The 22778-nt window shown below is 31.9% G+C and carries 14 protein-coding genes, 1 other RNA gene and 1 pseudogene; 13 read left to right on the top strand and 3 right to left on the bottom strand.

Features of this window, described 5'->3' with window-relative positions; genetic code table 11:
- The first annotated feature begins 65 nt into the window (after positions 1 to 65).
- The 7 genes from N534_RS0110675 to N534_RS0110650 all read left to right on the top strand — a co-directional run bounded on the left by N534_RS0110675 (position 66) and on the right by N534_RS0110650 (position 9280).
- Entirely contained in the window at positions 66 to 626 is a 561-nt protein-coding gene (locus N534_RS0110675; protein WP_028892481.1) for a nucleotide exchange factor GrpE, read from the top strand.
- 73 nt (positions 627 to 699) lie between these two features.
- Positions 700 to 1824, top strand: coding sequence for a molecular chaperone DnaJ (dnaJ, locus tag N534_RS0110670; protein ID WP_028892480.1), 1125 nt, complete (start codon positions 700 to 702; stop codon positions 1822 to 1824).
- A gap of 174 nt (positions 1825 to 1998) precedes the next feature.
- An RNA gene (rnpB, locus tag N534_RS15115) (RNase P RNA component class A) lies at positions 1999 to 2308 on the top strand.
- A gap of 382 nt (positions 2309 to 2690) precedes the next feature.
- Positions 2691 to 5471 carry a bifunctional aconitate hydratase 2/2-methylisocitrate dehydratase gene (locus tag N534_RS0110665; protein WP_028892479.1) on the top strand — a complete coding sequence of 927 codons (2781 nt, stop codon included), beginning with the start codon at positions 2691 to 2693 and terminating at the stop codon, positions 5469 to 5471.
- Positions 5472 to 5661: 190 nt separating this feature from the next.
- Positions 5662 to 7929, top strand: coding sequence for an aconitate hydratase (locus N534_RS0110660; RefSeq protein WP_028892478.1), 2268 nt, complete (start codon positions 5662 to 5664; stop codon positions 7927 to 7929).
- A gap of 60 nt (positions 7930 to 7989) precedes the next feature.
- Positions 7990 to 8688: a peptidoglycan DD-metalloendopeptidase family protein gene (locus N534_RS0110655; protein WP_028892477.1), complete on the top strand. Its 699-nt coding sequence runs from the start codon at positions 7990 to 7992 to the stop codon at positions 8686 to 8688.
- Between the two features lie 118 nt (positions 8689 to 8806).
- Positions 8807 to 9280 (top strand): DUF6495 family protein, encoded by a 474-nt coding sequence (locus tag N534_RS0110650; protein ID WP_028892476.1) that lies wholly within the window; start codon positions 8807 to 8809, stop codon positions 9278 to 9280.
- A 15-nt stretch (positions 9281 to 9295) separates the two neighbouring features.
- Here N534_RS0110650 and N534_RS0110645 read toward each other — a convergent pair whose 3' ends face one another.
- The gene (locus N534_RS0110645) at positions 9296 to 9979 is read right to left on the bottom strand and encodes an NAD-dependent deacylase (protein WP_028892475.1); all 684 of its coding nucleotides are present in this window, start codon (positions 9977 to 9979) and stop codon (positions 9296 to 9298) included.
- Between the two features lie 254 nt (positions 9980 to 10233).
- Between N534_RS0110645 and N534_RS0110640 the strand changes: the two genes are divergently transcribed.
- From N534_RS0110640 to N534_RS0110625, 3 genes are all read left to right on the top strand, one after another.
- Positions 10234 to 13647: a VIT domain-containing protein gene (locus N534_RS0110640; RefSeq protein WP_197017714.1), complete on the top strand. Its 3414-nt coding sequence runs from the start codon at positions 10234 to 10236 to the stop codon at positions 13645 to 13647.
- A gap of 423 nt (positions 13648 to 14070) precedes the next feature.
- Positions 14071 to 14724, top strand: a complete 654-nt coding sequence (locus N534_RS0110630) for a hypothetical protein (RefSeq protein WP_051435902.1) — start codon at positions 14071 to 14073, stop codon at positions 14722 to 14724.
- 168 nt (positions 14725 to 14892) lie between these two features.
- Complete coding sequence (locus N534_RS0110625) at positions 14893 to 15564, top strand: RNA methyltransferase (RefSeq protein WP_028892472.1); 672 nt, start codon at positions 14893 to 14895, stop codon at positions 15562 to 15564.
- Here N534_RS0110625 and N534_RS0110620 read toward each other — a convergent pair.
- Entirely contained in the window at positions 15557 to 17893 is a 2337-nt protein-coding gene (locus tag N534_RS0110620) for a type IA DNA topoisomerase (RefSeq protein WP_028892471.1), read from the bottom strand. The two genes, N534_RS0110625 and N534_RS0110620, sit on opposite strands and share 8 nt — an antisense overlap.
- Before the next feature lie 414 nt (positions 17894 to 18307).
- On the opposite strand from N534_RS0110620, the gene N534_RS15110 reads away from it, so the two are divergent.
- Both N534_RS15110 and N534_RS15105 read left to right on the top strand, forming a co-directional pair.
- A complete protein-coding gene (locus N534_RS15110) occupies positions 18308 to 18535 on the top strand; it encodes a hypothetical protein (protein ID WP_028892470.1) in 228 nt (75 codons plus the stop codon).
- Positions 18519 to 18815 (top strand): hypothetical protein, encoded by a 297-nt coding sequence (locus N534_RS15105; protein ID WP_028892469.1) that lies wholly within the window; start codon positions 18519 to 18521, stop codon positions 18813 to 18815. Before N534_RS15110 ends, N534_RS15105 begins: the two co-directional genes overlap by 17 nt.
- Positions 18816 to 19116: 301 nt before the next feature.
- Here the strand turns inward: N534_RS15105 and mnmE are convergent, their stop codons facing one another.
- Positions 19117 to 20511 (bottom strand): tRNA uridine-5-carboxymethylaminomethyl(34) synthesis GTPase MnmE, encoded by a 1395-nt coding sequence (mnmE, locus tag N534_RS0110600; protein WP_028892468.1) that lies wholly within the window; start codon positions 20509 to 20511, stop codon positions 19117 to 19119.
- Between the two features lie 408 nt (positions 20512 to 20919).
- Between mnmE and N534_RS14715 the strand changes: the two are divergent.
- A pseudogene (locus N534_RS14715) lies at positions 20920 to 22778 on the top strand (hypothetical protein); the annotation flags it as partial.

Genomic DNA, 22778 nt, shown 5'->3' with positions numbered 1-22778 from the left:
ACACGATTTTTTTATTGGCAACATTCTTGTTAATCAAAAGAAAGAAAATAAAGAAACTATTTACAATGAGTAAGGATCAATATACAAAAGAAGACGAAATTAATGACGCTGTAAAAAGTGGAGAATTAGGAGGAGAGCAAGAAGAAACTCAAGAAAATAAAGAGGTTGAGGCAAAAGATGAGCCTACAGCTGAAGAGTTAATTCAAGTAGAAAAAGACAAATATTTACGTTTGTTTGCTGAATTTGAAAACTATAAAAAACGTACTTCTAAAGAGCGTATCGAGCTTTTTAAAACAGCAAGTCAAGAATTAATGACAGCTTTACTGCCAATTATGGATGATTTTGATAGAGGTTTGGCAGAAATTAAAAAGACTGAAGATTCTGAATTATTAAAAGGAATGGAGCTTATCAACAACAAGTTTAAAAGCACATTAACTCAAAAAGGATTAGTAGAAATTGAAGTAAAGCCAGGAGATGATTTTGATGCTGAAATTCATGATGCAATTACACAAATACCTGCGCCAACAGAAGATTTAAAAGGAAAAATCATCGATTGTGTAGAGAAAGGATACAAACTAGGAGATAAAATTATTCGTCACCCTAAAGTAGTAATGGGGCAAGCGTAAAACAATTATCATTAATACAATTATTGGTTATTGTTTAAAATAACTGTTTACTGATAATTGAACATTGAAAGTTATGGCAAAACAAGATTATTACGAAATATTAGGAATATCAAAATCGGCATCGCAAGCTGAAATAAAAAAAGCATATCGAAAGATGGCTATTAAGTATCATCCAGATAAAAATCCAGATGATAAAGATGCTGAAGAAAAATTCAAGTTAGCTGCAGAAGCGTATGAAATATTAAGTGATGAGAACAAGAAAGCTCGTTACGATCAGTATGGTCATGCTGCTTTTGAAGGAGGTCACGCAGGCTTCGGCGGTGGCGGAATGAATATGGATGACATTTTTAGCCAATTTGGAGATATTTTTGGAGGAGCCTTTGGTGGCGGTTTCGGTGGTTTTGGTGGCGGTGGTCACCGTCAAGCACGAGTAAAAGGTAGTAACTTACGTATTCGTGTAAAACTAACTTTAGAAGATATAGCCAAGGGAGTTGAAAAGAAGGTAAAAGTTCGTAGAAAAGTTCAAGCAGAAGGAGTAACGTATAAAACCTGTTCAACCTGTAACGGTACAGGGCAACAAATGCGAGTTACCAATACTATTTTAGGTAGAATGCAAACAGCTACTACTTGTGGTACTTGTCATGGAGCAGGAGAAATGTTAGATAAGAAACCTAGTGGAGCCGATGCACAAGGTATGATTGTAAAAGAAGAAACTGTTTCTATTAATATTCCTGAAGGAGTTACAGAAGGAGTTCAACTAAAAGTAGGAGGAAAAGGAAACGAAGCTCCTGGTAAGAACTCAATTCCTGGTGATTTATTAGTGTTGATTGAAGAAGTACCACACGATACTTTAAAGAGAGAAGGAAGCAATATTCACTACGATTTATATATAAACTTCTCAGAAGCTGTTTTAGGAACTTCTAAAGAAATAGATACAGTTACAGGAAAAGTTAAGATTAAAGTTGATGCAGGAACGCAATCTGGTAAGATTTTACGATTAAAAGGAAAAGGATTACCTAGTATTGAACGTTATGGACATGGAGATTTCTTAATTCACATAAATGTGTGGACACCACAAGAATTAACAAAGGATCAACGTAAATTTTTTGAGGAAATGCAAGAGGATGAGAACTTTAGCCCAAACCCTCAAAAGTCAGACAAGTCGTTCTTCGAAAAGGTTAAAGACATGTTTTCTTAAAAAAAATATAAAATTTGAATTTTTTTTGATTTAAATTTTTTTAAAACAAAAAACGTTTATATATTTGCAGTGTCTAGGAGACGTTCTAGACACTTTTTCTTTTTCATAGCAATTTTCCCACTCAATTTTTTGAGTGGGTTTTTTTATGAATAAAGATGTGAACTAAAAACATATTAAGCAGACCTATCTTATCGACTTACAGCAAATGTAAGTAGGAAAGTCTGGACACCATAGAGTAGCATAGCGGATAACATCCGTCCGGTGTAAACCGAGGACAAGTGCAACAGAAAGTATGTACAGGTAATGCTGTAGTGAAACCAGGTAAACTCTATGCGGTGCAATGCCATGTACATTAGAGCTCGAGCGCTACTCGCGCGATTCTAAGGGGTAGGCAGATTGATTCCGTTAGTAATTTCGGAACTAGATAAATGATAAGAGCCTCATTTTTGAGGAACAGAATCCAGCTTATGGGTCTGCTTTTTTTTCCTATTTAGAATCATTATAGCTTTTTCTGTACTTTACTTAAAATATCTCAATTATCAAATTGATAATTAATTGACTGGTTTTTAAGTGTTTTTTTGAGATATTTTTAAAAACAGCTATTTCAAATTAAATAAATTTAGTATTTCTCCTGTTTTGTTGTTTATTTTTAAAATTGAGGTTAAAATAGTACTTTTGCTAGGCAAAAAAATAACAAGATATACTCGTATGTAAATTTGATATATGTGCTTACATATAACAGTTTTAGATACAAATAAATTAAGAAACAATAAAAGGGAGTTTTTATAAGTCAATTGTATCACAATCAATTTCAATAAATCTTAACTTTTACAGTTTCTTTTCAAATATTAAATAATAAACCTTTTATGAACACATACTCAGATTACCTAAAGGAGATTGAAGTAAGAAAAGGGCAAGGTCTACACCCTAAGCCAATTGACGGAAGTGAATTGTTAACTGAAATTATTTCACAAATTAAAGATGTAAATAACGAGCACCGTAAAGAGTCTCTTAATTTCTTTATTTATAATGTTTTACCAGGTACAACAAATGCTGCTGGTGTAAAAGCTGAATTTTTGAAAGAAATTATTTTAGGAGAGTTTGTAGTAGAAGAAATTACTCCAGCTTTTGCTTTTGAACAATTATCTCACATGAAAGGTGGGCCTTCTATCAAGGTTTTATTAGACTTAGCTTTAGGAAATGATGAAGCGATAGCTAAAGAAGCAGCTAAAGTGTTAAAGACTCAGGTATTTTTATACGAAGCAGATACTGAGCGTTTAGAGGAGGCTATGAAAGCAGGAAGTGCAATAGCTAAAGAAATTATTGAAAGTTATGCACAAGCAGAATTTTTTACAAAGTTACCAGAGGTAGATGAAGAAATTCAAATAGTAACATTTGTTGCAGGAGTAGGGGATATATCTACAGATTTATTATCTCCAGGTGCAGATGCACACTCTAGATCTGACCGTGAGTTACACGGACAATCTATTTTTGAGCACAACAAAGAAATGCAACAAGAATTGTTAGCATTAAAAGAGCAGCATCCTGATAAACGAGTGATGTTAATCGCTGAAAAAGGAACAATGGGAGTAGGATCTTCAAGAATGTCTGGAGTAAATAACGTTGCTCTTTGGACAGGGATTTCTTCTAGTCCTTATGTGCCATTTATCAATATAGCTCCTGTAATTGCAGGAACAAATGGAATTTCACCTATTTTCTTAACAACAGTTGGTGTAACAGGGGGTATTGGTATTGATCTTAAAAACTGGGTAAAACAAAAAGATGCTGAAGGAAATACAGTATTAAATGCTGATGGAGAACCAGTTTTAGAACAAACCTATTCTGTTGATACAGGAACTGTGTTAACGATTAACACAAAAACTAAGAAATTATATAACGGAGATAAAGAATTAAAAGATATTTCTGACGCTTTAACTCCACAGAAAATGGAGTTTATTAAAGCAGGAGGTTCTTATGCTGTAGTTTTTGGTAAAAAATTACAAACATTCGCTGCCAAAGTTTTAGGAATTGAAGCTCCACAAGTATATGCAGCTTCTAAAGAAATTTCTGTTGAAGGACAAGGATTAACAGCAGTTGAAAAAATATTCAACAAAAATGCAGTAGGAACTACTCCAGGTAAAACATTACATGCAGGTTCTGATGTTCGTGTAGAGGTAAATATCGTAGGATCTCAAGATACTACGGGGTTAATGACTTCTCAAGAGTTAGAAATGATGGCTGCAACGGTAATTTCTCCAATTGTTGATGGAGGATACCAATCAGGATGTCATACTGCTTCAGTTTGGGATGATAAGTCAAAAGCGAATATTCCTAGATTAATGAAGTTTATGAACGACTTTGGTTTAATTACTGGTCGTGATCCTAAAGGTGAGTATCATGCAATGACGGATGTAATTCATAAAGTATTGAATGATATTACAGTAAGTGATTGGGATATTATTATTGGAGGAGATTCTCACACACGTATGTCAAAAGGAGTTGCTTTTGGTGCAGATTCAGGAACTGTAGCATTAGCTTTAGCAACCGGGGAAGCAACGATGCCAATTCCACAATCAGTAAAAGTTACTTTTAAGGGAGACATGAGAAGCTTCATGGATTTCCGTGATGTAGTGCATGCTACACAACAACAAATGTTAAAGCAATTTGGAGGAGAAAATGTATTCCAAGGAAGAGTTATTGAGGTGCATATAGGTACCTTAACAGCTGATCAAGCTTTTACGTTTACTGACTGGACTGCAGAGATGAAAGCAAAGGCTTCTATCTGTATTTCAGAAGATGAAACATTAATTGAATCATTGGAAATTGCTAGAGATCGTATCCAAATCATGATTGATAAGGGAATGGATAATAAAAAGCAAGTATTACAAGGTTTAGTTGATAAGGCAAATACTAGAATCCAAGAAGTTAAAACAGGAAATAAACCAGCGTTAAAACCAGATGCGGATGCTAAATATTATGCAGAAGTTGTAATTGATTTAGATGAAATCGCTGAACCAATGATTGCTGATCCTGATGTAAATAACGAAGATGTTTCTAAACGTTATACGCACGATACAATTCGTCCATTATCATTCTACGGAGGAACTAAAAAAGTAGATTTAGGTTTCGTAGGATCTTGTATGGTTCATAAAGGAGATATGAAAATCTTAGCTCAAATGTTAAAGAACATTGAAGCACAAGAAGGTAAAGTAGAATTCAATGCTCCATTAGTAGTAGCACCACCTACATACAATATTGTAGACGAGTTAAAAGCTGAAGGAGATTGGGAAGTATTACAAAAGTATTCAGGATTTGAGTTTGATGATAATGCACCTAAAGGATTAGCACGTACAAAGTATGAAAACATGTTATACTTAGAACGTCCTGGATGTAACTTATGTATGGGGAATCAAGAAAAAGCTGAGCCAGGAGATACAGTAATGGCTACTTCAACACGTTTATTCCAAGGAAGAGTTGTAAAAGATTCTGGAGAGAAAAAAGGAGAATCTCTATTATCTTCTACACCAGTAGTAGTATTGTCTACTATTTTAGGAAGAACACCTACTATGGAAGAATATGAAAAAGCAGTAGACGGTATTGTTTTAACAAAATTTAAACCATCTCAAAAACAACTAGTAATTTCATAGTTAAATAAAACTATTAGTTATAATATAGAAGCCCGAGTGTTAAAGCTCGGGCTTTGTTGTTATTAATTAATTTCTGTATAAAACTCTACTATAGAAAAAACTTATTTAAACTTATTATAATTATATAGTTACTCCATCTTTTGTACTGTTTTTTTTGGTAAATTCGTACAGCAACAAAAAAATTACATATATGGCTTTTGATATTAACATGATAAAAGAGGTATACAATAAAGTAGTAGAACGAGTGGATGCTGCTCGTGAAATTACAGGTAAACCTTTAACATTAGCAGAGAAAATTTTATACACACACCTTTGGGACGGAAATCCAACGAAAGCATTCGAAAGAGGAAAGGATTATGTTGATTTTGCCCCAGACCGTATTGCTTGTCAAGATGCAACAGCACAAATGGCGTTGTTACAATTTATGCAAGCAGGAAAAGATAAAGTAGCAGTACCAACAACGGTACATTGCGACCACTTAATTCAGGCAAAAGATGGAGCAGCTACCGATTTAAAACACGCAAACGATGTAAGTAGTGAGGTTTTTGATTTTTTAGAGTCTGTATCTAATAAATACGGTATTGGCTTCTGGAAACCTGGAGCAGGAATTATTCACCAAGTGGTATTAGAAAATTATGCATTTCCAGGAGGAATGATGATTGGTACTGATTCTCATACAGTAAACGCTGGAGGGTTAGGAATGGTTGCTATTGGCGTAGGTGGAGCTGATGCAGTAGATGTAATGGCAGGAATGCCTTGGGAATTGAAATTTCCTAAATTAATAGGTGTAAAATTAACAGGTAAATTATCTGGGTGGACAGCACCAAAAGACGTGATTTTAAAAGTAGCAGAAATTCTAACAGTAAAAGGAGGAACAGGAGCTATTGTTGAATATTTTGGACCTGGAGCAACAGCTATGTCTTGTACAGGTAAAGGAACTATTTGTAACATGGGAGCAGAGATTGGAGCTACAACCTCTACTTTCGGTTACGATGAGTCTATGGAACGTTATTTACGTGCTACAGATAGAAATGATGTGGCAGATGCAGCAAATGAAATTAAAGAATACTTAACTGCAGATGTTGAAGTATACGCAAACCCTGAACAATATTTTGATCAAGTAATTGAAATCAATTTATCAGAATTAGGCCCATTATTAAATGGACCTTTTACTCCTGATTTATCTACTTCAGTAGGAAAAGAAATGACAGAGAAGGCTCAAGCAAATGATTGGCCATTACAAGTAGAGTGGGGGCTAATAGGGTCTTGTACAAACTCTTCTTACGAAGATTTATCACGTGCAGCTTCTATTGCACAACAAGCTATAGATAAAGGATTGAAAACAAAAGCAGAGTTTGGTATTAATCCAGGATCTGAGCAAGTACGTTTTACAGCTGAAAGAGATGGAATACTACAAGTCTTTGAAAATTTAGATGCTAAAATATTTACTAACGCATGCGGGCCATGTATTGGACAATGGGCTAGATATAGTGATCCTAAAAATGCGCCAAAGAATAGTATTGTTCACTCTTTCAATCGTAATTTTGCTAAAAGAGCTGATGGTAACCCTAATACACATGCTTTTGTTGCTTCACCAGAATTAACTGCAGCAATAGCAATTTCAGGACGTCTAGATTTTAACCCAATGACAGATTCATTAATTAATGAAAATGGAGAAGAGGTAATGTTTGATGAGCCAACAGGATGGGAATTACCACCAAAAGGTTTTGAGGTTAAAGAGAATGGGTATTTAGCACCAGAGGAAGATGGAAGTCATGTAGAGATAGTTGTAAACCCTAATTCAGAACGTTTAGAATTATTAACGCCATTTGAGCCAATAGGTAATATTATAAAAGGTGCTAAATTATTAATCAAAGCATACGGTAAATGTACAACTGACCATATATCTATGGCAGGACCTTGGTTACGTTATCGTGGACACTTAGATAATATTTCTAACAATATGTTAATTGGAGCTGTAAATGCTTTTAACATGAAGACAAACTTCGTGAAAAACCAATTAACAGGAGAGTATGATGCAGTACCTAAAGTACAGCGAGAGTATAAAGCAAAAGGAATTAAAACAATTGTAGTAGGAGATCATAACTATGGTGAGGGTTCTTCTCGTGAACATGCAGCAATGGAACCACGTCATTTAGGAGTGGCAGCTGTGTTAGTAAAATCATTTGCACGTATTCATGAAACAAACTTGAAAAAACAAGGGATGTTAGGTTTAACATTTGATAATGAAGCAGATTACGATTTAATTCAAGAGGACGATACATTTAACTTCTTAGACTTAAATGAATTTGCACCAGGAAAACCATTAACTGTTGAAGTGGTTCATGCTGATGGTTCAAAAGATATAATTATTGCGAATCATACCTATAATGAAGGGCAAATTGAATGGTATAAAGAAGGTTCTGCTTTAAATTTAATTAAGAAACAGAATGCCTAATACATAACTAGTTTTTTATAAAAAGTGCAGTAATTACTGCACTTTTTTTAATTTTTAAATATGATAGATTTTTTAAATAATATATCTCAAAAACCATTACATGTAGTTGATACTAGTATACCTTTTAGTCAGTACATTCCAATTTCTATAGCTGCATCTAACAAAGAATTAAGCTTTGATGTTTCTTCATCAAAAGAATGGGAAGCATATTTAGAAAGTTATTTTTCAAAGCATAAAAAAACAGTTGCTTTTGGAGGGTATTTAGAAGTAAGAGATATTTATAGTAGAAGTGAGCATTTTAATAAATTATCAGAAGAAAACCAACGCAATATTCATTTGGGAATTGATTTGTGGTGTGATGCAGGTACAGATATTTTAGCTGTATTAGATGGGGAAATTCATAGCTTTAAAAATAATTTAAATTATGGAGATTATGGGCCAACGATTATTGTAAAACATTCAATAGAAGGAAATGAGTTTTATTCATTATATGGTCATTTATCATTAGAATCTTTAGAAGACATATCAGTTGGAACAAAGGTGAAAAAAGGAGAGAAGATAGGAACTTTAGGAGATAGTTCTGTAAACGGAGATTATGCTCCTCATTTACATTTTCAGTTAATGATAGACATTGAAGATTATAAAGGAGATTACCCTGGAGTTTCTTCAAAAAAGAACCTAGATTATTATAAGGAAAATTGCCCCAACCCCAATTTATTACTAAAATTGCCAAATGAAACGAACATTAATAAATTTTAAAAATTTCTATATAAAAGATTTTCTTTAAAATTTTTAATGAGAGAACGGGTGGAGCGAGTGGTTGCAAACGTTCTTAATTTTATTATAATAAATCAATTAATTAAAAAAATTAAAACGTTTGAAATATAGACAACTTACAAAAGAACAGTTTGAAGGATTACATGAAGAATTTACTCGATTTTTAGCATCACAAAACATTGATAAAAAAGAATGGGATGAACTAAAAAAAGAGAAACCACATGTAGCTGAAGATGAAATGAATGTATTTAGCGATGTTGTTTGGGATGATGTATTAACTAAAACAACGTATTTAGAACATTTTTCTCCAAACTTAGTAAACCTATTCAAATGCGAAGAAAAAGAAATACATCGTATTGTAATAAAAATAGAAAAAGACATTAATGTTTTAGAGCAAGAAGGGTTTGAATGGCTACTAAAAAATCCAAATGATGAAGCAATTGAGTTTTTAAGAGGCTCAAAAGCATATCAAGAAGAAAGAAATGTTGAACTTTTTGATTTGATTGAAAAAGGAAGCACAATTTCTAAAGGAGAATTGTATGAGTATTTTGACCGATTAACATCAAATTCATAAAACTTGATACTAAACTTATTTTAGTATAGTAATTAATTTATCAGTACCAGAACTAGCAACGTCTTCAATAATAGTTAAGTTATTGAAGGCGTTTTTATTTACAGCAGGTTTAGGATCTATAAAATAAATAGGAGTATTATGCTGTACATAATTAACCAAACTAGCAGCAGGATATACTTGCATAGAAGTTCCTATAATTACTAAAATATCAGCCTGTTGAGTAATTTCTGCAGCTTTTTCCAAAAGAGGAACATCTTCACCAAACCAAACAATGTGTGGGCGTAATTGAGCATTTTCTTCGCATACATCACCTATAGCAATATCTTTATTCCAATTATAAACAAGATGTTTGTTTTTGGTACTACGAGCTTTTAATAGTTCGCCATGTAAATGTATTACATTTTTGTTTCCTGCTCTTTCGTGTAAATCATCTACGTTTTGAGTAATAATATCAACTTCAAAATCATTCTCTAAAGAAACTAAATTGTGATGTGCTTTATTAGGAGAAACTTTTAAAAGTTGTCTTCTACGTTGATTGTAAAAGTCTAATACCAATTCAGGATTAGCATGAAACCCTTGTGGAGAAGCCACTTCATAAATATCGTGACCTTCCCATAAGCCATCGGCATCTCTAAAAGTTTTAATACCACTTTCAGCACTAATACCAGCACCTGTTAATACAACCAAACGTTTTTTCATAAATCTAAAATATAAAATTTTACTTACTATATAATTGATGAAGGGCAATTAACTTATTTAGAAGGTTTTTATTTTTATTATAGAATAGTTTTATGCTTCTTTAGAGAATAAAAATTAGGTAAATTTGTATTGCTATGAAAATTTTTCCTTTTCTATCTGAACCACTTTACTCATTAAAAAGAGAGCTACACTCATTCCTAATTTTATTTTTCAAGATAAAAGCTCAATTTTATCTAAAATTTAAAGTATTAACTATGAAAAAAATATTATTCATTAACGTTTTATTGGTAAGTTTTGGTCTTTTTTCTCAAGGCACCCCAAAAATTATTTTAAAAGATTCTAGTGAACTAAAACTATCAAATCTAAAAGTAGAAGTAAATATTACAGGTGATTTTGCTACTACCACTTATGATATGGAGTTTTATAATGATTTAGACAGAACACTAGAAGGGGATTTGATATTTCCTTTAGGAGAAGGACAATCTGTATATCAATTTGCGATGGATTTGAATGGAAAGTTAAGAGAAGCTGTAGTTGTAGAAAAAGAATTAGCTAGAGTTGCTTATGAAACTACTGTTAGGCAAAATATTGACCCTGCACTTTTAGAAAAAACATCAGGTAACAATTATAAGGCAAGGGTGTACCCAATTTTTCCTAAAAAAAATAAAAGAGTAGTTTTAACGTATGAAGAAAAGCTTTCTATAATTAGCGATAAACTTGTATATGAGCTTCCTTTAGGAATTAAGAAAGTTGTTGATAATTTTTCTTTAGATATTTTTACTTATGGAATATCTAAACTTCCTGTTGTAAAAAGCGAGTTCTTTAAAGATTTACATTTTATTAAGAAAGGAAGTGTAATGAGTGCTTCTTTAGTTAAAGAGAATGTATCTCCTCAAAAACCAATTAAAGTAGAGTTTAAAAAGCCTTCTAACTCTGAAAATGTTTTAAGCTATGGAGATTATTTTTATAGCTCGATTCCATTGGAAAACAAACCGAATAATAAAGAAAAACCCAAAAAGATAAGTATTCTTTGGGATGTTTCTTTTTCAATGAGAAATAAAAATTTAAATAAAGAAATAGAGCTTTTGAATAAATATTTTAACTACATACAAAATGTGGAAGTTGAATTTATTTCTTTTAATAATACAAAAAATAAAGGTGAGAAATTCGTTATAACTAACGGTACATGGGATAACCTTAAAAAAGAGATACAATCTCAAACTTATGATGGTGGAACTAATTTAGAAACACTAAGTACCTTAAAATTAAATTCAGACGAAATACTTTTATTTTCTGATGGATTGACTAACCTAGGAACTATAGAAGGGTTTAAGAAGAAAATAGTTTATACAATTAACTCATTAACATCTGCTAATCATTTTTTATTAAATAAAATTGCCACTGATCAAGGAGCTGTATATATAAACTTAGGAAAACTTAATAGTGAAGAAGGATATAGATTATTAAAACAAGAAGTATTACAGTTTTTAGGTTTTAAGAGTGATGCTAATTTGGATGAAGTATATCCAAAAAGCAGAACAAATGTTACAAGTGATTTTGTAATTACAGGAAGGTTTAAGGGGAGCCCCTCAGTTGAATTAGAGTTCGGATATCAAGGAAAGGTTACAAAAGTATTAACTCTTAATTTGGAGAATTCTGTAGCTTCAAATCATGTTAAGAGACTTTGGGCAAAGGAGAAATTGAAATATTTAAATAAGGAAAAAGAAAAGAATAAGAAAGAAATTATTTCCTTGGCGAAACAACATCATTTGGTTACAGATTACACTTCAATGTTAATTTTAGATAGAATTGAAGATTATGTACGATATGGCATAGAGCCACCAAAAGAATTAAGATCTCGTTACAAAGAGTTGTTAAAAGAAAAAGAGGAAGATCAAGTTTCAACCATAGAAGATATTGAAGATAGAAGAGAAGACCTTTTTGGTCAATATAAGGATATTATAAATTGGTATAACCATAGATACCCAGAGAAGAAGCAGAAGAAAAAAAGAGCAACTCAAACATCTAGGGTTAGAAATTCTAATACAAATCAAGAAAATAACACTACAAACACAACAAATGGTAACAACTTGAATGAAAATCATGCTGACAACCCAAGAGTAGATGTTGATTATTCTAAAAAGGTAGTGAAAGGTACTGTAAGTGATTCTTCAGACGTTTTACCTGGAGTGAGTGTAATAGTAAAGGGAACAAATCGAGGAACTGAAACTGATTTTGATGGTAATTATGCTATTAATGTGGAGGAGAATGAAGTTTTAGTTTTTTCTTTTGTTGGATGTTCAACTAAAGAAGTTATAATTAATAGCGGTGATACTGTAAATATAGAGCTTGAAGAAGATAATGTTCTTGATGAAGTAGTTGTTACTGGACTAGGTATAGCAAGAGAGTCAAAATTAGTAAATAGTAATATTGTTCAGTCTTTAATTGGTAAATCTTTAGGAGTAAATATTTCTCAAGATAATGAAGGGACAACCAAAGTTTCTATAAGAGGGAACAGTTCATTGAGTCAAAATGAGCCAATGTATATAGTTGATGGAATTTCAGTAAGAAAGAGTTTTATAGGAAAATTAAATACCAAAGACATTTATGCTGTACAGGTAATTAAACCTTTTGATGCAATAAAACTCTATGGAGAAAAAGCAAGGGATGGGATTATAATTTTTACGACAAAAAAAGGAAGAGAAACTAATAAAAAAGAAATAGAGAAATTAAACTTGTTGATAGAGGAAAGAATAGAATTAAAAGCGTGGAACCCTAAAACTCCATATGTAGATATTCTTAAGAAAGAAATTTCGGTTTTATCTGCTTACAATAAATATTTAGAAATTAGAGATTATTATTCTAATAGTCCGATGTTCTACATAGATGTAGCTGATTTCTTTGACCAAAAAGGAGAAAAAGAATTAGCAATTAGAATTTTGACAAATTTAATAGAGATAGATCTAGATAATTATGAACTTATAAAAGCATTGGCATATAAGTTAGAGTACTTTAAGGAGTATGACTTAGCAAAGGAAATTTATAAAAAAGTATTAGAGTTAAGACCTGAAGAACCTCAATCATATAGAGATTTAGCATTAGGGTATGAACTAGCTGGAGATTATCAAGATTGCTTCAATCTGCTTTATAAGATTTATAATGGAGAGCTTTTAGTTAAAGATGAAGATGAACGATTTGACGGTATAGAATCTGTTGTATTTGTAGAGCTTACAAGGATCGTATCGAAGTATGGAAATAAATTAAAGCTAAGTAAACATCAGAGAAAGTTTTTTAAATCAATTCCAGTAGATGCCCGTATAGTTGTTGATTGGAATCATAATGATACAGATATTGATTTATGGGTTATTGATCCAAATGGAGAAAAAGCATATTACAAAAATCAGGAAACAGCTATTGGAGGAAGAATGTCAACAGATATGACGGAAGGCTATGGACCGGAGGAGTTTATGCTAAAGAATGCTATTAAAGGGAAGTATAAAATTATGATTGATTATTATGCAGATAATGTTCAAAAGATATCTGGCCCAACTATTTTAAAAGTAAATATGTTTACAAATTATGGAAAGAAAAATGAAAAAAAACGAACAATCATCGTAAAATTAGAAAAACAAGAGGATTATATTGAGGTAGGAAATTTGTCTTTTTAAAAACAACTTCATTCTAAAATTTACCTTTATTTATGTTAAACATATGGATACTCTAAATTTCTAAATGTTAATTTAGTTACTAGCAATATTTTTACAGCACCTGTTAATACAACCAAACGTTTTTTCATAGATAAAAAATAAAGTTTTAAAAATAGAAAAATTTATTATGCATGTTACATGATTAATTAGGATTTGTAGACTTATTTAAAGATTTCTTAATTTCTTTTCAAAAGCGATAATATAGATAGTTTTTCTATTTTTTTTGTTTTGTATACCTGTTTATGTATTTGAACCTCTAAAAAGATAATTTTCTAGTACTTAAGTAAACTCCAAGAGAAAATTACTCTAGCTTTTCTAAGAATTTAGTAACTTTATCTGTAAGCATAAAAAGACCTAAAAAGAAGATAACATAAATTAGTAAAAATGAAATTATCCATAAAGTTAATAATATTACTATCGATTACAGTTGTCACACTTAATTGTTGTACAACAACTCAATTAGTAGAGTATTGGAAGAATCCAGAAATTGATTCACTATCATTAACCAAAGTATTAATCATTGGTATGACTCCAAATTTAGAGGCTAGAGATAAGTTTGAAGAATTGCTAAAAAAGGAGTTAGAATCTAGAAACATTGATGCAGTGCCAAGTTTAGATATTTTTGAGCCAAAATTTAGAATGGAAGGGAAAACAGAAGAAGAATTAAAACTTATAGAAAATGTTTTAACAGCAAACTTTTATGATGCAGTAATTTATACTAAGGTGGTAGGTGTGGAAGATAGAAAAATATTCTCAGAAAAATATAAAGAAAAAAAATACCTAGATGTAAAGTTTAAGGAAGATTATTATAATCACCGAGAAATTCTAGAAGACCCAAATTATTATGAAAAGTATAAAATATACAAAGCTGAAACCTCTTTATATTGTATTTGTCCAACAAAAGAACGAGAGTTAATTTGGAAAGGATATATAGATATTATTGATCCTAAGTCTATAGAAGAAACTGTAAATGATTACGTTAATTTATTGGTTCTAGCATTAGAAGAGCAAAAACTTATTAATAAAAAAGAAATTTAGCTTTCTCTTCTTTATTTAAGGTCATATTAATTAATAATCCAACACAACTAAGATTTATAGTTTACTTGTTATTTTAATTTAGTTGTGCATAGAGTTAACTACATTTATTAAAAAAGAACGAGTTGTTTAAGCATAAGATAAAATAGGAAAATTTACTATGTTTGTCGTATGATTGATGAAGGATTATTAGCCTATTTAGAAGGTTACATTACTGAAAAAAGGAAAGATACATTTCACAAAGTTTTGAATGAAAGAACACGTCATTTTACAGTAGTGTTAGAAGATATTTATCAGCCACATAATGCAAGCGCAGTGGTAAGAAGTTGTGATATATTTGGTATACAAGATGTATATGCCATAGAAAATAAGTTTACGAACAAAGTATCAAGACATGTAGCCAAAGGAAGTCAAAAATGGTTAGACATTCATCGATATAAAGAAGACGGAGACAATACCAAAGCTTGTTTGGAAGATTTACGAGCAAAAGGGTATCAAATTATAGGTACCACACCACACACTGATTCGTGTATTTTACCTGATTTTGATGTTACTAAAAAATCAGCTTTTGTTTTTGGTGCTGAAAAAGATGGAATTTCGGATTACATAAAACAAGAAGCAGATGGATTTTTAAAAATTCCAATGGTTGGTTTTACCGAAAGCTTAAATATCTCAGTAGCAGCAGCAATCACACTACAAGATGTAACTACCCGATTAAAAAGAACAAATTTAGATTGGCAACTATCAGAAGAAGAAAAGAATGTATTGTATTTTAAATGGATAAAAAACACCATTAAAAACCCAGAGAAATTAATAGAATACTATTATAAAGAACTTACTTAGAAGTCAATATTTTATATACTAACTCTTTGGTTAATGGTTGCCCGTTAGCCATTTTTTTGATGTTTTCAAAAGTAAACACAAAGTCACAACCATTTTTATACTCAGAACATCCATAAGCAGATTTTCCTTTTAAAACGCTTCCTTTGTTACACTTTGGACAAGTTATTTTTTCATTGTCATTACGAGGAGTTTGCGACGAAGTAATCTTTTCATTTGTAACAACTCCTTTTTTTGGTTCAAATTTTAAATTAAAATTATCATCAAAACGAACCAAACCTTCAATTTTATCAGAACCTTGTTTAAATCCTTTTAAATTGGTCGTGCATCCTTTGTCAAGCAAACGAATGAATTGACTTTCAGAAATTTTTTTGTCCATAAATTCAAACGGAAGTGTAAAATCACAACCATTTTTATAGGCAGAACATCCATAAGCAGCACTTCCTTTTAGTAATTGTCCGCTGCTACATTTTGGGCAGTTTTTACCTACCACTTCTTTCTTTTTAGAAGTAGATTTTTTCTTAACCTTATTTGTATTTTCAGAAGTGCTTTTTTCGGCAGATAATCGTACAGATTTGGTATTAGAACGTACCTCGTATACCAAACGGTCTACCATTTTTTTCATTTCATTAATAAAATGAGCAGCACTATACTCACCACGTTCAATTTCTTTCAAACGTTTTTCCCACAAACCAGTTAACTCTGCAGATTTTAGAAGCTCGTTGTCAATTAAATCAATCAGATCAATTCCTGTTTGAGTAGGAATGATCAATTTTTTTTGACGTTCAATGTATTTTCTTCTAAACAACGTTTCAATGATACTTGCACGTGTAGATGGACGACCAATACCGTTTTCTTTCATTAATTCACGCATTTCATCATCATCTACTTGTTTTCCTGCTGTTTCCATAGCACGTAGTAAACTAGCTTCGGTATAATTACGAGGTGGTTTGGTCTCCTTTTCTAAAAAAGAGGGCTCGTGCGGACCTTTTTCTCCTTTGGTAAAAGTTGGTAAAACGTCTTTTTCAGTATCTTTTTTTGGTTCTTTTCCGTATTCAAAAACTTCACGCCAACCTTTGGTAAGAATTTCTTTTCCTGTGGTTTTAAACGAAACTTTATCAGCTTCACCAATTACAGCGGTATTAGAAATATCACTATCAGGATAAAATACAGCGATGAATCGGCGAACAATAATATCGTACACTTGTTGCTGATTGTATTGTAGGTTGATTTCTATTCCTGTAGGAATAATCGCATGGTGATCGGTTACTTTTTTGTCATTAAATACTTTACTCGATTTACGTATTTTTTTCCCTAAAAGAGGTTGGGTTAATGTTGCATATTGTTTTAACCCTTTTAAAATATTCGGAACTTTAGGATATATGTCGTTTGGTAAAAAAGTAGTATCAACCCTTGGGTAGGTAACCACTTTCATTTCATAGAGTTTCTGAACAATTTTCAAGGTTTCATCAGCAGAAAATCCGAATTTGTTATTACAATATACCTGCAAGCCAGTTAAATCGAATAGCTTTGGAGCGTATTCTTTTCCTTTCTTTTTAGTAACAGAGGTTATTTCGAAATCACTTTCTTTTACTTTATCAGCAAAAGCTTGCCCTTCTTCCTTTTTTAAAAAACGGCCTTCTTCACAACTAAAAAGTGTATTGCGATACAAGGTTTGTAGTTCCCAATAAGGTTCTGGCTTAAAATTTTGAATTTCTTTATAACGATCTACCAACATGGCTAGGGTAGGAGTCTGCACTCTACCGATAGATAACACTTGTTTGTAACCACCAAATTTTACAGTATACAATCGTGTAGCATTTAATCCTAATAACCAATCACCAATAGCACGGGAATAGCCTGCATAGTATAAATTGTTATAATCGTCGTTGTCTTTAAGGTTATCAAAGCCTTCTTTAATGGCTTCTTCAGTTAGAGAAGAAATCCACAAACGTTGAATCTTACCTTTATAGTTAGCTTGATTAATTACCCAACGTTGAATGAGTTCTCCTTCTTGTCCCGCATCCCCACAGTTGATAACCACATCGGCTTTTTCAAATAAAGACTTAACAATTTTAAACTGTTTCTGAATTCCACTATCATTAGTAACTTTTGTGTCAAAACGATCAGGAAGCATAGGGAGATTGTTCAAGTCCCAACTTTTCCAGTGAGGTTTGTAGTCTTTAGGCTCTAAAAGTGTACATAAATGACCGAATGTATAAGTAACAGCATAGCCATTCCCTTCGAAATATCCATCTCGTTTGGTATTGGCTCCTAAGATATTAGCAATCTCACGAGCTACACTTGGTTTTTCGGCGATACAAACTTTCATGCAGGTAATTTAGAGGGTCGAAATTACTAAATTATTTGTGAATGTTCTATGTTGTTTTTTGAAAGAAGTTTTGATATGTAAATAACAGAATTTGAACATTTAGGAGCACTATTTAAACTTTATGAGTTAATTAAATGTCAGTTTATGAAGTAAGTTTGTAGTGTAAATAAAGGTTGTAACTTATAGAGCGTTTTGTTAGAAGTATAAAACGAGTAAACTGAATTAGTATGAATCGTATAAAAAGCATGTTAAGAGCAGAACCGAAAGAGGTTTAATATATATTCTCCTTCGAAATTAGCTTTAAAATTAGCTGTAGATAAAAAAACAGACTATGACTATTCAGTTTTTGAAGATAAGAATACGGATAAAAACCGAAGAATCTTAGTAATTGGAACAGAACAAGCACTAATTGAAATGAAAAACGAGAAAAACTTTTTAACAGAAAATCATCCTGTAGAAATATTTGTGCCAATGTTACATTTTATGAAAGCTGGGTTTGAAATGGGTATAGCTACTGTAACAGGAAACCTATTAAAATTAGAAGAGTGGGCTTTTCTTGAAGAAGACAGAGAAGTAATGGCAATTTATGAGACGTTTAAATCGCAAACTCTTACGCCTATTAAATTTGCAGGAAGTAGTTGAAGAATTAGATAAAGAGAGTCCGTATGCAGCAGTATATATTTCAGGAGGGCGTGGTGCTATTATAGATTTACCCTCAAGCTTAGCGGTTAAAAAGGTAATTGATTCGAGGGTGCAAAATGATAAGTGGATGATTTCTATCTGCCACGGTCCAGCAGCTTTTTTAGCAGCAGTTATTAAAGCTTCACCAGAAGAATTTCCATATAAGGGATACAAAGTAGCTGCTTTTCCTGATGGAGCAGATAAAATGCTTCTTTTAACAGGATATATATACCAGGCGTAATGCTTTGGTATTTTGGAGAAAGATTGACAAGATTTGGGTGTAACTATTGTAAATAAGATGCCAAACGGAAAAGAATGTCATGATCGCAAACTTATTACTGGTGATAGTCCAAAAGCAGCAAATAAATTAGGAAAGCTAGCTGTAAGGTTAATGCTTTCTAAAACATCGTAAGTAATAAATTATTGAATATAAAGGGAGCTTCTATTATTATATCTTTATATAATTAACAATGAACAAAAACGCTTTTGTTTTCCTTTATTAAGAATTCTGAAGTAAAGGTATATTAAAGGAGAAGGATACATTATTTTCCGATACAGAAATTCCCAAAAATATGACCTAAAATATCTTTATCAACATCATATTCACCAGTAATATTTCCTAAGTGTCTTAGACACTCTCGAATATCAATAGCAAATAAATCAGAAGAAATATCTAAATCAATTCCATTTTTTACCGAATTAATACTTTCTAGAGCATGGTTTAATGCTTCGAAGTGACGTGAGTTAGTAACAATTGTTTCATTGTTACTTAAAGCACCTGTATTCACTAAAGAAATAAGTTCTTGTTTTAACTCATCAACACCAATATTTTGTTTAGCAGAAAGTAGAATTAAGTTTTCAATTTCTGATTGTAAAATAGAAGAATCATGGCAAGATAATGTATCTATTTTATTAGCAATAACTAACAAACGTTTATTAGGAAAACGTTGTTTAATAGTTTCTATTTCTTCTAAAAATAATTCTTTTGAGTGTATGTATTTATTAGAATCAATTAAAAAGATAATTAGTTGTGCATTTTCTGCTTTTTCATAAGCTTTTTTAATTCCAATACTCTCAACAACATCTTCAGTTTCTCTAATACCAGCAGTATCTATAAAACGGAAAACAACACCATCAATAATTAGTTCATCTTCAATAGCATCACGAGTAGTACCAGCAATATCAGATACAATAGCTTTTTCTTCGTTTAGTAAGGCATTTAACAACGTAGATTTACCAACGTTAGGTTCTCCAATAATAGCAACAGGAATTCCATTTTTCATAGCATTTCCAAAAGCAAAAGAATCAATTAAACGCTTTAAAACAGCTGATATCTTAGCAACCAATTCTTTAAATTTGGTTCTATCAGCAAACTCAACATCCTCACCAGAAAAATCTAGTTCAAGCTCAATTAATGCAGCGAAATCTAATAGTTGAGCTCTTAACTCTTTTAATTCATTGGTGATACCTCCACGCATCTGCTGAATTGCCATTTGATGAGAAGCAGCAGAATTAGAAGCAATTACATCAGCAACAGCCTCAGCTTGCGATAAATCCATTTTACCATTTAAAAAAGCACGCATAGTAAACTCGCCATTATCAGCCATTCTACAACCATTTTGTAAGAAAAGTTGAATGATTTCTTGTTGAATAAAACTAGAACCATGACACGAAATTTCTACTACATCTTCACCAGTATAAGAGTGCGGGTTTTTAAAAATAGATACTAAAACTTGATCAATAACAACTCCATTATTTACAATATGACCTAAGTGTAGGGTATGAGATTTTTGATTTAATAATGATTTATTTTTCTTTACAGAGGAGAAAAATGAATCTACAATTTTTATAGATTTTTCTCCAGAAAGTCTAATAACAGCAATAGCACCAACCCCTGCTGGTGTTGCTAATGCAATAATTGTATCGTTTTGTATCATATTGCAAAATTACCTAATTAAAAAAGAAGTTTATTAAAATATTTTAGTTCTGTTTTTTTCCTTTGTTCGCTAAGGGGAAAACCCCTTTTTTTTAATTTGGATTTTTTGAATCTAAAAATTAGCAGTACTTTTACTTTAAAGTTTTTAGAACTTAAAAAACGTTAATCCCTCAAAATAATACAATTCCCAATCAGTATTATTTTATTTTCCTCAGTTAAAATTTATTGAACATTCTTGTGTATTGAAGTATTGTTAAAAGCAATACTAGGACGTGCGTAACCCTTAATTACCCCATCCCCATTTACCCCATCCCCGTATGGTTTTAGGTAAAACTAAAACTTTTATAAGTATATGTTTTCTAGAAAAGTCTAGAGAAATATTAAAAAAAGTTAATTTAAAAGTTAAGGTATGGGAATGAAAACTACTCATTTAAGAAAATTAATGCTGATACTTTTGTTGTTTAGTGCTAACTATATTTTTTCACAAACAACGGTATCTATGCAGAGTCCCTGTAGCCTTTCTGGGTGTGGAGCTCAGGATGTTGAAATAGGAAGTGTTTATATAGGAGACATAAATGGAAATCCAATAAGCACGTGTACAGTAGGGCAACAGCTCTCTAACGTTTATTTATATGTAGATATTTCAAAAGCAGCAAGTAAAATTGACCTATACATGCAGTTTTACTTGATGAATGGTACAGATAAAATTGATAAAGACGGAAATGTTTATGTAGGTACTGATAAGATTAGTATTGGAATCTCAGGTTCAATTAGTCCAGGTACTTATCAAATGTTTGAATTAATAAATTACACTTGTGGTGAAGAATTAACTTTAACAGACGTTTATCTTTCTTGGCAAACACCAGGAAGTGTTGTAGGACCAGGATGTGCTACACAAACTTCCAAGTGTTCTGGTGAGAACTTACCACCAATTGATGTACAAACACCAATAGCGCCAGATTTTACATTTGAATATAATTGTGGAACTAACAATAGTGGATTTCAAGGAGCAACATTTACAAATACTTCTACAGGAGGAGATGGGGTTTTAACTTATGAATGGAGTTTTGGAACGGATGCTTCTCCGATGGTAGCAACATCAGAAGGCCCTCATCTTGTTAATTACACAAGTGCAGGATCAAAGATGGTAACATTAATTGTGACCGACGAAGATGGTGATACAAACTCAATAATAAAAAATATTACGATTGATAGTACTCCTACAGCTGCTATTGTTGGAACGAATATTACTTGTAATGGGGTTAATGATGGTATAGCTGATTTAACAGTAACAGGAGGAAAAGCTCCTTATACCTATTTATGGAGTACGGGAGCCACTACAGAAGACGTAAGTGGCTTAGGAGTAGGAACACATAATGTTATCGTAACTGATGCCAATGGTTGTATAGCACTAGCGGATGTTACTATAACAGAACCACCAATATTATCTCTTTCTCTTTTAGGAAGTGATTTAAGTTGTGGAGGAAGTGATGGGGCTATTGACTTGACAGTATCAGGAGGAACAGCAGATTATACTTACTTATGGAATACAGGAGCAACTACAGAAGACCTTAGTGGGTTAACAGAGGGGACTTATACAGTTACTGTTACTGATACCAATGGTTGTCAAGAAATAGATTCTATTACCTTAGTATCAAATGATGATGAAGATCCTGTAATAAGTGTTCCTGAAATTTTAGACATAGAAGGTTGTGATGAAAACGATATTACAAATACTAATGCTAAATACTCTTTTAGTTTAGTAGAATCTTCAGATATAAAAGATAGCTTTTTTACCACTGGTTATACGGCTTCAGATGATGGAACAATAGCAAGTATAACTTATATAGATGCGATTAGTTCTGATGATGGATGTATTACTACAGTTACAAGAACGTTTACTGTAACAGATACTTGTGGTAAAACAGGAACAGATTCAATGGTAATCACAATAGTAGATACTACAGATCCAGTATGGGTAAATGAGCCAATGGATATGACAAGTGTAGAGTGTGATCCATCGACAAATGCACAAGCATTTAGTGATTGGTTAGCAAGCTTTAGTGGAAGTGATAGTTGTGGAACAGCTATAGTAACTCATAACAGTACCGGTTTAAGTGATTTATGTGGAGGAACAGGCTCAGAAACTGTAACCTTTACGTTAACGGACGAGTGTGGAAATGATATTACGAAAGATGCAACATTCACAATAGTAGATACTACAGATCCAGTATGGGTAAATGAGCCAATGGATATGACAAGTGTAGA

Source organism: Tenacibaculum sp. 47A_GOM-205m (genome assembly GCF_000518405.1).
Lineage (GTDB): Bacteria > Bacteroidota > Bacteroidia > Flavobacteriales > Flavobacteriaceae > Polaribacter > Polaribacter lutimaris.
Note: the sequence above shows the minus strand (reverse complement) of the source record. Positions and strands in the feature narration are given on the sequence as shown.

Excerpts from the sequence above, each read along its gene's own strand:
- N534_RS0110675 (WP_028892481.1), top strand. The coding sequence starts at position 66 with ATGAGTAAGGATCAATATACAAAAGAAGACGAAATTAATGACGCTGTA.
- dnaJ (WP_028892480.1), top strand. The coding sequence starts at position 700 with ATGGCAAAACAAGATTATTACGAAATATTAGGAATATCAAAATCGGCA.
- N534_RS0110665 (WP_028892479.1), top strand. The coding sequence starts at position 2,691 with ATGAACACATACTCAGATTACCTAAAGGAGATTGAAGTAAGAAAAGGG.
- N534_RS0110660 (WP_028892478.1), top strand. The coding sequence starts at position 5,662 with ATGGCTTTTGATATTAACATGATAAAAGAGGTATACAATAAAGTAGTA.
- N534_RS0110655 (WP_028892477.1), top strand. The coding sequence starts at position 7,990 with ATGATAGATTTTTTAAATAATATATCTCAAAAACCATTACATGTAGTT.
- N534_RS0110645 (WP_028892475.1), bottom strand. The coding sequence starts at position 9,979 with ATGAAAAAACGTTTGGTTGTATTAACAGGTGCTGGTATTAGTGCTGAA.
- N534_RS0110640 (WP_197017714.1), top strand. The coding sequence starts at position 10,234 with ATGAAAAAAATATTATTCATTAACGTTTTATTGGTAAGTTTTGGTCTT.
- N534_RS0110630 (WP_051435902.1), top strand. The coding sequence starts at position 14,071 with ATGAAATTATCCATAAAGTTAATAATATTACTATCGATTACAGTTGTC.
- N534_RS0110625 (WP_028892472.1), top strand. The coding sequence starts at position 14,893 with ATGATTGATGAAGGATTATTAGCCTATTTAGAAGGTTACATTACTGAA.
- N534_RS0110620 (WP_028892471.1), bottom strand. The coding sequence starts at position 17,893 with ATGAAAGTTTGTATCGCCGAAAAACCAAGTGTAGCTCGTGAGATTGCT.
- N534_RS15110 (WP_028892470.1), top strand. The coding sequence starts at position 18,308 with ATGAAAAACGAGAAAAACTTTTTAACAGAAAATCATCCTGTAGAAATA.
- mnmE (WP_028892468.1), bottom strand. The coding sequence starts at position 20,511 with ATGATACAAAACGATACAATTATTGCATTAGCAACACCAGCAGGGGTT.